Source organism: Desulfobacula sp. (assembly GCF_030145145.1).
In the GTDB taxonomy this organism is placed as follows: domain Bacteria; phylum Desulfobacterota; class Desulfobacteria; order Desulfobacterales; family Desulfobacteraceae; genus Desulfobacula.
In genome coordinates, this window is record NZ_JAQYWD010000015.1 from 54754 (window position 1) to 68073 (window position 13320).

Annotated in this window: 13 protein-coding genes; all 13 read left to right on the forward strand. The window is 43.9% G+C overall.

Annotated elements, in window-relative coordinates:
• Positions 1–43 precede the first annotated feature (43 nt).
• The 13 genes from Q1Q15_RS10215 to Q1Q15_RS10275 all read left to right on the forward strand — a co-directional run bounded on the left by Q1Q15_RS10215 (position 44) and on the right by Q1Q15_RS10275 (position 12999).
• Positions 44–1048 (forward strand): TRAP transporter substrate-binding protein, encoded by a 1005-nt coding sequence (locus tag Q1Q15_RS10215; RefSeq protein ID WP_300459200.1) that lies wholly within the window; start codon positions 44–46, stop codon positions 1046–1048.
• Positions 1049–1153: 105 nt separating this feature from the next.
• On the forward strand, positions 1154–1654 hold the full coding sequence (locus tag Q1Q15_RS10220; RefSeq protein ID WP_300459202.1) for a TRAP transporter small permease: 501 nt from the start codon (positions 1154–1156) through the stop codon (positions 1652–1654).
• A complete protein-coding gene (locus Q1Q15_RS10225) occupies positions 1651–2928 on the forward strand; it encodes a TRAP transporter large permease subunit (protein WP_300459205.1) in 1278 nt (425 codons plus the stop codon). The genes Q1Q15_RS10220 and Q1Q15_RS10225 overlap by 4 nt, the downstream gene beginning before the upstream one ends.
• A 68-nt stretch (positions 2929–2996) precedes the next feature.
• The gene (gene porA, locus Q1Q15_RS10230) at positions 2997–4145 is read left to right on the forward strand and encodes a pyruvate ferredoxin oxidoreductase (protein ID WP_300459207.1); all 1149 of its coding nucleotides are present in this window, start codon (positions 2997–2999) and stop codon (positions 4143–4145) included.
• Between the two features lie 2 nt (positions 4146–4147).
• Positions 4148–5041 carry a thiamine pyrophosphate-dependent enzyme gene (locus Q1Q15_RS10235; RefSeq protein ID WP_300459210.1) on the forward strand — a complete coding sequence of 298 codons (894 nt, stop codon included), beginning with the start codon at positions 4148–4150 and terminating at the stop codon, positions 5039–5041.
• Positions 5038–5595, forward strand: a complete 558-nt coding sequence (locus Q1Q15_RS10240; RefSeq protein ID WP_300459213.1) for a 2-oxoacid:acceptor oxidoreductase family protein — start codon at positions 5038–5040, stop codon at positions 5593–5595. The genes Q1Q15_RS10235 and Q1Q15_RS10240 overlap by 4 nt, the downstream gene beginning before the upstream one ends.
• Positions 5592–6878 carry a 4Fe-4S binding protein gene (locus tag Q1Q15_RS10245; protein WP_300459215.1) on the forward strand — a complete coding sequence of 429 codons (1287 nt, stop codon included), beginning with the start codon at positions 5592–5594 and terminating at the stop codon, positions 6876–6878. Before Q1Q15_RS10240 ends, Q1Q15_RS10245 begins: the two co-directional genes overlap by 4 nt.
• A gap of 49 nt (positions 6879–6927) precedes the next feature.
• Positions 6928–8301: an FAD-linked oxidase C-terminal domain-containing protein gene (locus Q1Q15_RS10250; RefSeq protein WP_300459217.1), complete on the forward strand. Its 1374-nt coding sequence runs from the start codon at positions 6928–6930 to the stop codon at positions 8299–8301.
• Positions 8298–9539, forward strand: coding sequence for a (Fe-S)-binding protein (locus Q1Q15_RS10255; protein WP_300459219.1), 1242 nt, complete (start codon positions 8298–8300; stop codon positions 9537–9539). The genes Q1Q15_RS10250 and Q1Q15_RS10255 overlap by 4 nt, the downstream gene beginning before the upstream one ends.
• Before the next feature lie 16 nt (positions 9540–9555).
• Complete coding sequence (locus Q1Q15_RS10260) at positions 9556–9828, forward strand: TIGR04076 family protein (RefSeq protein WP_300459222.1); 273 nt, start codon at positions 9556–9558, stop codon at positions 9826–9828.
• Positions 9825–10352 carry a 4Fe-4S dicluster domain-containing protein gene (locus Q1Q15_RS10265; RefSeq protein WP_300459224.1) on the forward strand — a complete coding sequence of 176 codons (528 nt, stop codon included), beginning with the start codon at positions 9825–9827 and terminating at the stop codon, positions 10350–10352. The genes Q1Q15_RS10260 and Q1Q15_RS10265 overlap by 4 nt, the downstream gene beginning before the upstream one ends.
• A 1-nt stretch (position 10353) precedes the next feature.
• Complete coding sequence (locus Q1Q15_RS10270) at positions 10354–11769, forward strand: aldehyde ferredoxin oxidoreductase N-terminal domain-containing protein (protein WP_300459228.1); 1416 nt, start codon at positions 10354–10356, stop codon at positions 11767–11769.
• Positions 11770–11772: 3 nt separating this feature from the next.
• Positions 11773–12999, forward strand: coding sequence for a lactate racemase domain-containing protein (locus Q1Q15_RS10275; RefSeq protein ID WP_300459231.1), 1227 nt, complete (start codon positions 11773–11775; stop codon positions 12997–12999).
• The last annotated feature ends 321 nt before the right edge of the window (positions 13000–13320 follow it).

Consider the following 13320-nt stretch of genomic DNA (forward strand, 5'->3'; position numbering starts at 1 on the left):
AACGGAGTCTTTAATTAATTTAATCAAAGAAGGAGAGCGAGTGATGAAAAAAATGACAGGAATTATTGCAGGCATATCTGTTTTGTGTCTGATTTGTTCTCAGGCCTGGGGTGCTGATGTGATCAGAATGAAATTCGGCCATGTTGCCCCCCCAATTCATGCCCAGCACAAAGCCTCTGAGTTTTTTGCCAAGTATGTTGAAAAAGAATCCAATGGACGTATCAAATGTTCCACTCACCCTAGGGGACAATTGGGAAGCCATATCCAGATGCTTGAATCCCTCCAGGTGGGAACTCTGGAGATGGTATCCGTTGCCGGTCCGGCTATGACAGAATTTGTACCTGAGATTGCCTTGACCTCATTGCCCTATTTCTACAATAGTGAAGATGAGATGTATGCGCTTTTGGACAGTCCAATTGGCGAAAAAATTGCTGCTGCATTTTCTCCAAAGGGGTTGTACATGGGGGGCGTAGCGGATCATGGGCTTAAAGCGTTTCTCAATCGTAAAGGTCCGATTACAAAAATTGAAGACATGGCAAAGTATAAATGGCGAAGTATCCCTAATGAACTTTTTCTGGACAACTATAAAGCCATGGGTGTAAAGCCCATTACTCTGCCCTGGCCGGAAGTGTTTAGCGGGCTGCAGCGAGGCGTCATTGACGGTATCGATATCACACCCAATGAATGCTATTATGCGAAAATTTATGAAGCAGTAAAATATGTATCCATTGCCAAGATGGCTGTCAATCCAATGATATATGTGGCAAGTAAAAAATGGCTCGAGAGTCTTCCAGAAGATCTTAGAAAAATTGTTATAGATGGGATGGATAAGGCTGCAAAATGGCACACTGCCACAATTCGAGAGGAAGACAGGACAGGGGTTATACCCAACCTGGAAAAAGAAGGCATTCTAATTAATACAATATCAGATAAAGAATTGTCTCGATTTAAAGACGCCCAGAAAGATCTGTATGCAAAATGGAGAATTAAAATCGGTCCTGAACTTTTTGATGAAGCAGTGGCATTTCTGGAGAAAACAAGACAGTAAAAACAAGACGTCAAGAGGGAGGCATCCTTTTGTGCCCCCTCTTGAAATTTCCGGAGACTTATAAAAAAAACAATCTCGTGCTTAATTATGGAGAGTTAAAAGACAATGCGTAAAGGTATGCAGACGCTTGTTCAGATTGAGGAAACCATCCTTTGTCTGATCATATTGCAAATGGGATTATCTGTATTTTTTCAGGTCATCATGCGTTACGTGTTCCACTCAGCCATTACCTGGTTGGATGAATTGGTTCATTATGAAGTTATTTTAATAACCTTCTTTGGGGCCAGTCTTGGTATTAAATATGGCTCTCATATCTGCGTGGGTGTGGTGAAAGATTTTGTCAAAAAACCGTTGTTCAACCTTTTGGAGGCAGCAAATCACATTATTATTGCTGTTTATTCAGGATTCATAATTTATTTTGGAATGAATCTTGTCATGCTCATGACAAAACATCCGCATTTCACCCCCACACTGAGAATCCCAAAACACTATCTTTACGTAATGGTCTGCCTGGGTATGGGATTGATCTGCATCAGAAGCCTGATCAAAAGTTTTAACCACATGGCAGCCTTTCTAAATGACAAGCACAGGGAGGTTTCATCATGACGGTGGCATTCATTATTACCGGTCTTGTGCTTTTTATGATCATGGGCATCCCCCTTGCGGCAGTCATGGGGATATTCGCCATGGCCTGTGTGGCTGTCTTGACCCAGGTTCCCACCCAGGCAGTTTTTCAACAATTGTTCCAGGGGTCGGAACATGATCTGCTTCAAGCGGTCATCTTTTTCATTGTGGCAGGTGCCATTATGACAAAGGGTACGCTTGCCACCAAGCTGATTAGAATCGGGCAGTCCCTTGTGGGTGGTTTCACAGGGGGATTGGCCATTACATCTGTCTTGATCTGCCTTTTTTTTGCCGCTGTTTCCGGCTCTTCCCCTGCCACGGTGGTTGCAATCGGTTCCATTATGATCCCGGCCCTGATTAAAAGCGGTTATAGCTCTCGCTTTTCAGTGGGACTTCTGACCTCGGCCGGAGCGTTAGGGATTATGATTCCCCCCAGCATTCCCATGATTATCTGGGCAGTGGTTATGGGGGTTTCCATTACGAAACAGTTTATGGCGGGATTTTTACCTGGAATTATTCTGGGCGGCGCTTTGATACTCTATTCATATATAAAGGCCCGAAAACATCAATGGCGCACCAAAAGCCAACTTTCTCTGACCGAAATCAAGGATGCCTTGAAAGATGGTATGTGGGGCCTTTTTATGCCCATACTGGTTCTGGGCGGCATTTACACGGGTATCTTCACGGCTACGGAGGCCGCAGCTGTGGCCTTTGTCTATGTCCTCATTGTGGAGATGTTGATCCATCGCAGTCTGAAACCCATGGATTTGATGCCCCTTATGAAAGAGTCGCTTCTAACAGTATCAATGCTATTGTTTATTATTGCCAATGCCTCTGTTCTTTCATACTACTTCAGTGTCGACCAGATCCCTTTGCGGATCGCCGATTTTTTATTACAATATATTGACAACAAGTATCTTTTTCTTTTTCTTGTTAACATTGGACTGCTCATCATGGGCTGTTTTATGGATATCGTTTCTGCCATGTTAGTGCTAGGACCGGTATTCCAGCCCTTGCTCTTAAGGTTTGGAATCGATCCGATTCACTTCGGCATTATAATGGTAATCAACATTGAAGTGGCTTTTTTGACACCACCCTTTGGCGTTAATCTGTTTGTCGCTTCAGGTATTACAAAAAAAAGCATTCTAGAGGTTGCCTGGTCTGTATTGCCATTTATGTTAATATTTTACAGCGTTTTATTTTTGATCACTTATGTACCATGGATCTCTCTTGTCCTTCCTTCTTTTTTTGATTGATCAAAAATGAGAAGGCCTGAATGTATTGTCCTAGGTGGTTTTTAATAATTCATATCAATTGAGGTTCAATGATGAAAAAACTTATAACCGGAAATGAAGCCGCAGCCTTAGCAGCCAAACTTGCCAGGCCCCAGGTCATCGCCGCTTATCCCATTACCCCCCAGACCAGCATTGGTGAGAAGCTTGCTGAATACACAGCTGATGGAAGTCTAAAGGCCCGCTATATCAAAGTGGAATCCGAGACGTCTGCCTTTGCAGCATGTATCGGCGGCTCACTGTCAGGGGCTAGGGTGTTCACAGCAACATCTTCCCAGGGATTGGCACTGATGCATGAACTCCTCCACTGGGCTTCCGGGGCAAGACTGCCCATTGTACTGGTCAATGTCAACCGTTCCATGGCCTCGCCCTGGTCCCTTGGGGTTGATCATAATGACACGCTTTCTCAACGGGACACAGGGTGTCTTCAAATTTACTGTGAAACAGCCCAGGAGGTCCTGGATACGATTCTGATTGCATATAAACTGGCAGAGTCTGTTATTCTGCCCATTTTTATCTGTATGGACGGATTCCTTTTATCCCATTATTCCGAAGCCGTTAACATTCCTGACCAGGATGAGGTGGATTTATTTCTTCCCCCCCGGGATGCTCAATACTTTATGGATACCAACGCCCCAGCCACATTTGGCGGTGGGGTGAGTTCCGAAGCACTGTATCAATTCAGGCAGCGCATTCAAGCGGATATGGACAATGTGTTAACTGAACATGATCGAATCTGTGACCAGTTTTACCAACGATTTGGCCGGCGATACACAGCCGTTGAAACGATTAAACCGGAAAATCAGGAACTGGTAATTATTACCAACAGCACCATGGCCGGTACGGTTAAAGCCTATATCAAAGAAAAAGGACAGCAAAAAGGAGTGGGTCTTATCAAGATCAGATTTTTCCGGCCCTTCCCCAAAGAGGCCCTAAAAGAAGCGCTCAAAGGGTTTAAAAAGGCGATTGTCATTGATCGCAATCTGTCACCCGGAAGCGGTGGTATTTTTTCACAGGAAATAAAAGCCAGCCTTTATGGCAGTGAAGACCAGATTCCAATCGTCAGTGTAATCGGCGGTTTAGGGGGCGTAGATGTCACTGTGGATCATCTGGATCGTCTGGTCTGTGAGGTTCTAAAACAAAAAAAAGCCCAACCCGGGACCATCTGGATGGAGGCATAAAAATGGAAACAATGCAAATAAAAGACGAGATGTTTTATCCCGGAAGTTTCTCATGCCCGGGTTGTGGGTTGACCATGGCATATCGCCATGTGACAAAGGTTCTCGGAAAGAACACGGTCGTGGTTACAACTGCAGGATGCGGATCAGTGGTGGCTGGATATTATCCCACGACCACATCCAAATTACCCTTTTTCCATTGCTCATTCGGTACGACTGCCGCTACAGCGTCCGGCCTGAAAGCTGGCCTGGATATGATGGGCAAGACAAACACCCATGTTCTGGCATGGGCAGGAGACGGCGGGACATTTGATATTGGATTGCAGTCCTTGTCCGGGGCAGCTGAACGAAATGATGATATCATCTATGTCTGCTACGACAATGAGGCTTATATGAATACCGGAGTTCAGAGAAGTTCAGCCACGCCTTTGGGAACACTGACCACCACCACGCCACCACCTGCACTGGAAAACCGTGATAAAAAGGATATAATCGGTATTATGGCTGCCCACAAGATCCCATACATGGCCACGGCTTGTGTCTCTTATCCCATGGATTTACAAGAAAAAATCCGCAAAGCAAAAAAAACAAAGGGATTTAAATTTATCCATGTGTTGATTCCCTGTCCCACAGGGTGGTTTTTTCCAGCAAAAGACGCCGTCACTGTGGGCCGGTTAGCCGTTCTCTCCCGGGCATTCCCTCTTTTTGAAGTCATTGATGGAAAAGAGTATCGAATGAACGTGTTTGAGGAAAAGATACCGGTAGCGCAATACCTGACTGCCCAGGGACGCTTCAGGCAAATGTCAACCGACCTTTATCCCAGAATTCAGACCGATATCGATAGCCGCTGGTCTGAACTTATGGCCTTGTCTAACAAAAGGGAGGAATCAACATCATGATTGAGGTGAAGATATCAGGACGTGGCGGACAGGGAGCGGTATTGGCCTCCCAGATATTGGCAACAGCACTATTTAAAAAGGGCCTTTCAGTTCAGGCTTTCCCGTCATTCGGTGCAGAGCGCAGGGGGGCACCTGTGTCGGCTTTTATGCGATCAGATTCCGAGGAAATCACACTTCGGTGCGGTATCCAGCATCCGGACTGGATCATTCTTTTTGATCCCCAACTCTTGGAAAATCCATTGATCATGGGTGGCGCAACTGAAAACACGTCAATCCTGTTAAACGCGTCTAAGGATTTATCCTTTTTTGATATTTCTGGTTTTAAAAAAACATTTCGTGTTGATGCCACAGCCATTGCCGAAGGCTTAAACCTTAAGACCACTTCCTTTTCCATCGTGAACACGGCGATGATAGGCGCCTTTGCCCGCGCATCAAACTTGATCGATATTGATGCGATTGCAGCGGCAACCAGAGATCTTGCACCCATAAAAAAGCAAGAAAATGTCGCTGCTGCTGAAACGGCCTATGGAAGGATAAAGGAGGTTTTAAGATGAATCACGACACCAATAATGCTCCCCCAATGGCTGCAGCAACAAAATCCACAATTGATTTTAAAACAGGATCATGGCGATTTGAAACTCCTGTTTTTGTTGAACAGCTTGCGCCCTGTACCATGGTCTGTCCGCTGGGTATAGATATCCCTGTTACGATGTCCTTTGTGGAAAACAATCAACTGAAAGAAGCCTATGGTAAAGTTATAGAGGAAAACCCATTTCCGGGAATCTGTGGGGAAATTTGCTTTCATCCTTGTGAGAAGGCTTGTAACCGGGAGCGGTTCGACCAGGCGGTTTCCATAAAAGATCTGGAAAAATATATCGCCCATTCGCATGGAAAAACCGGCTTTAACTTAAAGCGTCTCAAGGCAACTAGCGGAAAAAAAGTGGCTGTGGTCGGGAGTGGCCCTGCCGGATTCTCATGCGCATATTTTCTTGCCTGTTTAGGACATCAGGTGACGATGATGGAATCAGGGCCTGATCTTGAGATTTTCATGATGGCACCCGAAAACAAATTGTCAAGTAAACTTATCGAACAAGAAGTTGAACGGATCATGTCATTGGGAGTTGAGCTTAGAACGGACACGCCAAAAGACGATTGCCTGATTGAAAATCTTGCAAAAGAGTTCAATGCGGTTTATGTGTCTCAAAAGGCATGGGCTTCAGATAGTGTCGAAATGGGGACGTCAAGCCTTAAGAATGTCTATTCAACACGAGCGTTATTCAGTCGTATCAAGGCTGGCAACCCACCTGTTCTGGCTGACCATCCTGTTATTATAGCGGGTGGCAAAAATGATAGTGATGCCGATTACAGCAAATCCATTGTCCGTAAAATCGCCTCGGGAAAACAAGCCGCCCTGGTTTTGGACATGTCGATTAATAACCTCTCGTCTGAGCAAATCCGGCAACTATCCCTGGGGAGGATGGGTTCATTATCCATGGAAACCTACCAATTGAACCCATCGGTATCAGAAATCCCCAGGACCCATAAAGTGGTCCAGTTTCAGGATCTCAACCCTGCATATTTAAAAAAATCCCCCCGTATTACCCCCTCACTCCCTGATAATCTTTTTACCCAACAAGACTCTCAACTATCGGCCGAGCGATGCTTTAAATGCGGCAAATGCACCTTCTGTTACAATTGTTATGACTATTGTCCGGATTTATCGATCCATATGGATGCTGAACAAAAACAAAGAAAAATCGATTATGATTATTGCAAAGGATGTGGCATTTGTGTTCAAGAATGCCCCCGGGCAGCTATTATTTTGACAAAAGGATAACCGCCATGAGGCTTTTCCTCCAGAGATGTTTTAATAATAAGGATATACCATGTTGACCCAGACAATAAAAACAGAACTGACCGATATTGTTGGAAAAGAAAGATATCTTGATAAAACAGCAGAACTTGCCTGTTTTTCATATGATTCTTTTACTGAAGAAGCCATGCCTGAGGCGGTTATATTTCCAATGACCACCAGGGAAGTCTCCAGGGTAATGGAGATTGCATCAAAATATAAAATTCCAGTCACGGGAAGGGGGGCCGGAACCAGTGTCTGTGGAGCACCTATTCCCGTAAAGCATGGGATCGTTCTTTGTTTTACAAAAATGAACAAAATCATCGAAGTCAACACACCAGACAGATATATTATTGTGCAGCCCGGTGTGGTGAATATTAATGTCCAGAAAGCACTCATCCCTCTTGGATTTTTCTATCCGCCTGATCCGGGCTCCATGACGTCCTCGACAATTGGCGGAAATATTGCACAGAATGCCGGGGGACCCAGATGCCTTAAATACGGGGTCACCATGGACTATATCCTTGGAATGGAAGTTGTTCTGGCCTCGGGAAAAATCGTCAGGTTTGGCAGCAGGAACGTAAAGGATGTGACAGGCTATAAGTTAGCATCATTGTTCTGTGGATCTGAAGGTACACTCGGGCTTGTCACTGAAGCCATTTTAAGGGTAGTGCCCCAACCGGAGACCCAGAAAACAATAATGGTCATATTTGATGATCTTGATAACACGGCAAAAGCGGTGTCGGATATTATTGGATCCGGCATTATACCCGCAGCGATGGAACTGATGGACAATGCCAGCATGAATGCGATTGAAGATGCCGTGGGTATTGGTTTTCCAAGAGATGCGGAAGGTGCTTTGCTCATTGAAATAGATGGTATTAAAGAAGCGTGTGAAAAACAGACAAAGCAAATTATAGAAAAGGCCAAGAAAAACGGTGCCGTGTCAGTCCAGGAAGCCAAATCAGAATCGGAACGGGAAAAATTCTGGAATGCAAGAAGATCTGCATATGGCGCTGTGGCAAGAATTGCCCCTGACCCTATATCCGAAGATGTGACCGTACCCGTAAGCAAGGTTCCGGAAATGATTCGGCGAATTATTGAAATCACGAGTAGGTATGGCCTTAAGGTTAGCGTTGTTGCCCATGCAGGAGACGGCAATATGCATCCTGTGATCCCCATAGACCGCAGCAATACTGATCAAAGACTAAAAGTTGAAAAAGCATTTGCCGAAATTTTCAAGGTCGCCATTGCACTGGGCGGTACGCTTTCAGGAGAGCATGGCATCGGACTTGGAAAATCAAAATATCTTCCCCTTGCAATGAGTAAGGATTCAATTGAATTTATGTCTGTCATTAAAAAAGCGGTTGACCCTGATGAAATCTTAAATCCAGGGAAATTTGTATGACAAAAAACGCGGTTCAAAATTGTGCTAAATGCGGAATGTGTTTGAATGTATGTCCTGTCTACACTGTTTTAAATGAAGAGCAGGCTTCTCCCCGGGCCAGACTGCATCTGATTAAAGCCTATGAGCAAAACAAGCTTTCATCGTCACCTTTGTTAAAGGAAATCATATCCAAGTGCCTTATGTGCGGCAGTTGTGCGGCCATTTGTCCTTTGGGGATCAATCATTATTCAGAATTCATGGAAATGAGAAAGAGGATGGTGGAAGATCACGGAGAAAAGTTGCCCATAAAAAGCCTTGTGTATCTTCTTGCCAAAGAGCAGCGACTAAAATTTGCGAACACCCTTGCAAGGGTGGGACAAAATATTGTGCCTGAGCAGTTTAAGGAAAAATATAAACTTGGCAATATTCCATTAAAAAGGCTCCCTGTCTTAAATAAAAAACCGTTCAGATCTGCCTTGCCCGAGACAATCTTTCCCAATGGAGAACAAAAAGGAACCGTTATATATTTTACAGGGTGTGCCACCAATTATATTTATGAAGACACCGGATTTTCAGCTGTCAACATATTAAGTCATCTGGGATACAGGATCTTAATACCTGAAACTCAAACCTGCTGCGCAATTCCCATGCTGTTCCACGGTTTTGTTGAAAAAGCCCGGCAAAGTATTAAAGAAAATATCGCCGCGCTAAGTCAGGACAGCGTTGATGCCATAATCGTTGACTGTGCCACCTGCGGAACTGCTCTAAAAAAAGAATACAACCTTCTTTGTGATAAATTGGATCTGGATAAATCGGCTGTAGATGAAATTTCATCTAAGGTAACGGATATTGGATCTTTTATGTTAGCAAACGCAGATTTTTTTAACTTTAAGAAAATACAAAATCCAAAATCATTAAACCTAACCTATCATTTGCCATGTCATTTAAAAAATTCCTTTGGGAATACGGAAACCATGGAAACTCTTTTAAAAATTATTCCCAATATAAACTATATAAAAGCAGCAGATTTTGATTCCTGTTGCGGTGGCGGTGGAACATTCTTTTATGAATATCCTGAAGTTTCAAAAAAAATAGGCAATAAAAAAAAAGAAACGGCAATAAAAACAGGTGCAGATTTATGGCTTACCGACTGCCCTGTATGCAGGATCAACCTTTCGGGTAATCTGGACGAAAATGATTCGCTCAAAGTAGTTCATCCTGTGAGCGCAATCAGTTCTTTACTAAAACCTAAAACATAATTAAAGGAGTCTCTAAATGGCAATTATCAAAGTCACCGTCGAACGAATTGATGGATATTGTAAGCAGCCCAAATTAATAGGAGACAGTTTCATTGTGGATGGGGGGAAAATTATTGTAAAGGATAATACGCCGATTTGTATGTGGGCACTCCAAAGCATGATGCCCATTTTTCCAATTCTTCAACAGGCAGGCGGTAGCAGGGACCACTGGACAGGAAAGGTAAACCAATTTTGCTGTCCTGATCCAAAAGGCAGAGTCCACTATTATTTAGAAAGGATTGAATCATGATGACAATTCAAATATTTCCTGAAAAATGCTCTGGCTGCACCCGCTGCGAAGTTAATTGTTCTTTTTTTCACACGGGAGCAACCAGTCGAAACCGGGCCAGGGTGCGAGTCGTGAAAATAGAAGAGATAGGGGTCACCTTTCCCATTTTTTGTAGACAATGCAAAGAAAAATATTGCACTCAATGCCCTGAGTCAGCTATTAAAATAGGCGAATTGGGTCAGGTTTTTGTATCCCCGACCACATGTGTTGGTTGTGGTATTTGCCAAACGCTTTGCCCTGTCGGTGCTATTGAACTTTATAATGAACTCCCCTATATCTGCGACTTGTGTGGCGGCTCTCCCCGGTGTGTTAACCAATGTGTATCCGGAGCAATAGCGTTTGTCAAAGACATCACCGAGCCTGTCAGCCTTAAAAAATATAAAAAAAGGAACAAAGGAAAGAGCCCGGAACAAAAACGTATTGAATATGCATTGGACTTTACCAGTGGGACGCGAATCGATCTTCTATCAGAAGGGAGGGGGTAAAATGCTGCATGGATATGGCGGGCGGATTTTACGGGTCGACTTGTCGAGCCGACGAATATTAAGAGAAAAAATTGATCCTGACTATATGGCCAGAGCCATTGGCGGGCGCGGATTAAATTCTTTGAGGATGCTTGATGAATTGGATCTTAACCTTGATCCATTATCACCTGAGAATCTACTTATCATGGGTATCGGACCCTTGACCGGGTCGCTTCTGACCTCTTCTGCCGGTATGACGATATCAGGAAAATCTCCTCTGACCAATAGGGTAGGTAATTCCATTACCAGCGGTTTTTTCGGACCTGAATTGAAGCGGGCAGGATATGACCAGGTTATTTTTACGGGGAAGGCGAAGAATCCATGCTACCTTCTTGTTGCCGACGATCATGTGGAAATAAAAGATGCAACTCATCTGTGGGGATTGGACACATGGCAGGCAACATCAGCCATCCTAAAAGAACTTGGTAGTAATTTATTTCAAGTGGCAGCCATAGGTCCTGCAGGTGAGAACCTGGTGAAATTTGCGAACCTTGCATTTAATGGATTCCGGATGGGCGGAGGAAATGGGATGGGGTGTCTTTTGGGTTCAAAAAACCTAAAGGCGATTGTCGTGCATGGGACATCCCAGGTGACGCTTGCAAAACCCTTAATTTTTCACGCATTATGCAGTGAAATGGATCAAAAAATAATAGCTCACGATACCTTTGATGAAATCACCAAAGAAACGCCTGCCAGAGCGAACCAGGTAAAGAACAAATCCTGCTATAACTGCAACCTTAATTGTTTCCATTATCATGTAAAAGAACAGGTTGAACTGGAAGGGCCTGAACATGACAGCCTTCATGGCTATTCTTCCCGACTCGGTGTAGATGACCTGTCATCCTCATTAAAAATGAATACCTATCTGAATAAAATGGGGATAGATTCTTTGGAGAGCACACAGACAATCGGGTTGACTATGGAATGTTTTCAAAAAGGGCTTTTGAACCGGAATGACGTTGATGGACTCGATTTTTCCTTGGGAAATCAGAAAACTGTTTATGCCATTTTGAAAAAAATGATAACACGTGAAGGTGTTGGAGATCTGTTTGCAGAAGGAATAAGCAAGTTATCGGAGACCCTTGGCAAAAAGTCTGAAAATTCTTTGAAAATAAGTGAAATAGCCGATCCCCTTGTGAAAAAGCAAAAGACTTTTTTTACCGGGCAAACCGATCAACAGGAATTGCTCATGGACTGCATGACCCTGTGTAAAAAAAATGAGCTTGCCATGGATACGTTGGATATAGATGCTGCATCAAAATTTCTCACTGCCGGAACCGGCATTGATTTTACACTGAAACGGATTGAAAAAAGCCTTCAGGGTATCATTGATGCAAATAAAAAAATGAATACGGATTTAAGCAGTATCAAGGAGTAATTTATGAAATTTTCTCTTCCCCAGAAACCCTGGCATGGAAACGCTTTTATAGAGATAGAAACACCTGGTGATTGGGATGTTGAATTTTGCCCCATGCAGGGTTACGATGACGCTGCGTTGCCTTTTGCCGAGATGGAAGCCGCTTTAAAACATCCAATCGGCACACCGCGGTTAAAAGACATGGCAGCAGGAAAGAAACGGGCAGTGATTATTTTTGACGACATGACTCGGCCCACAAGGGCCTTTGATATTGCACCGATGGTGTTAGATGAACTCCATGCCGCAGGCCTGAGGGCGGATGATATTACCTTTGTTTGTGCTCTGGGTACCCACGGTGCACTGACCATGGCTGATTTTCGTAAAAAACTGGGATCAAAGATCATCGAAAAATATCGGGTCTTCAACCATAATATCTATGAAAACTGTGTGGACGTCGGAAAAACAAAACGGGGAACCCACGTCCTGTTCAACAGAGAGGTCATGGCAGCAGACTTAAAAATTGGTATCGGTTTAGTCTCAGCGCATATTTCAGCCGGATTTTCTGGCGGCGGCAAACTGCTTTTGCCAGGGGTTGCTCATATTGATACTATCTGCCATTTTCATTCAACCGATGCAGCCATGGACAAGAACAATACGGGTATGGGATGTCATACCGGCAATATCCTGCGTGAGGAGATAAATGAAGCAGCCGCTATGGCTGGTGTTGATTTTATCATCAATGTGGTTGTGAACGGACGCGGAGAAACCACGAATATCTTTGCCGGAGACCTATACCATGCACATGATGCAGCTGTAATCAAAGCCAAACAGACATACCAAACGGTTAACAGGCCAAAGGACAAGGATTTGGTGATCGCAAATGTTTTTTCCAAACCAAATGAAAATTTGATCGCTGTATTGCTTGGATCCTCTGCACTTAAAAGCACAGGAGGAACCGTTGTGGTGATTGCGGATTCTCCAGAAGGACAGGTTCCCCATTATCTGTTCGGGCGATTTGGCAGAGATTATGGCGGCAGGCTGTATCCAAACGGTTCAATCCCTTTGAATTTGAAATTGATCGTTATGACTTCCTACCCGGACAGGACCAGCCTGGACTGGTTTGCCAACCCTGAATCCGGTTTTATCGTCAGAAGCTGGCCTGAAGTTTTAGACTTGCTTGGACCTGAATATGGTTCAGGAACCAACGTCGCTATTTTACCCAATGCCGCGATGCAATATTTTATTCATTAATCCATATGAATGATTTTTCTACAACGTTTGCCTGAGCGGATCACAAGATCCGAAAAAAATAGCGCCAATCCTGCCATCGGTATTGACATCATCTGAAGCCCCCCACTTTGTGCGCTGAACTGCAGTGGAATGTATACCGGTAACAAACAACAGACAATAATGAAATTTCTCTTTATTGACAGACCCCTTTCTATATACTAAACAGGTATTCAAGTAATATTTCACACCGAAGTCAAACCGGTTGAATTCTTGATACGGAACGTCCTAGCGTATTATGATAACGGGCTACCATTCGGGTGTTGGCTTCTTTGTTTAAATTTT

Bases quoted from the DNA above. Each gene is read 5' to 3' on its own strand.
- Q1Q15_RS10215 (WP_300459200.1), top strand. From the start codon at position 44: ATGAAAAAAATGACAGGAATTATTGCAGGCATATCTGTTTTGTGTCTG.
- Q1Q15_RS10220 (WP_300459202.1), top strand. From the start codon at position 1,154: ATGCGTAAAGGTATGCAGACGCTTGTTCAGATTGAGGAAACCATCCTT.
- Q1Q15_RS10225 (WP_300459205.1), top strand. From the start codon at position 1,651: ATGACGGTGGCATTCATTATTACCGGTCTTGTGCTTTTTATGATCATG.
- porA (WP_300459207.1), top strand. From the start codon at position 2,997: ATGATGAAAAAACTTATAACCGGAAATGAAGCCGCAGCCTTAGCAGCC.
- Q1Q15_RS10235 (WP_300459210.1), top strand. From the start codon at position 4,148: ATGGAAACAATGCAAATAAAAGACGAGATGTTTTATCCCGGAAGTTTC.
- Q1Q15_RS10240 (WP_300459213.1), top strand. From the start codon at position 5,038: ATGATTGAGGTGAAGATATCAGGACGTGGCGGACAGGGAGCGGTATTG.
- Q1Q15_RS10245 (WP_300459215.1), top strand. From the start codon at position 5,592: ATGAATCACGACACCAATAATGCTCCCCCAATGGCTGCAGCAACAAAA.
- Q1Q15_RS10250 (WP_300459217.1), top strand. From the start codon at position 6,928: ATGTTGACCCAGACAATAAAAACAGAACTGACCGATATTGTTGGAAAA.
- Q1Q15_RS10255 (WP_300459219.1), top strand. From the start codon at position 8,298: ATGACAAAAAACGCGGTTCAAAATTGTGCTAAATGCGGAATGTGTTTG.
- Q1Q15_RS10260 (WP_300459222.1), top strand. From the start codon at position 9,556: ATGGCAATTATCAAAGTCACCGTCGAACGAATTGATGGATATTGTAAG.
- Q1Q15_RS10265 (WP_300459224.1), top strand. From the start codon at position 9,825: ATGATGACAATTCAAATATTTCCTGAAAAATGCTCTGGCTGCACCCGC.
- Q1Q15_RS10270 (WP_300459228.1), top strand. From the start codon at position 10,354: ATGCTGCATGGATATGGCGGGCGGATTTTACGGGTCGACTTGTCGAGC.
- Q1Q15_RS10275 (WP_300459231.1), top strand. From the start codon at position 11,773: ATGAAATTTTCTCTTCCCCAGAAACCCTGGCATGGAAACGCTTTTATA.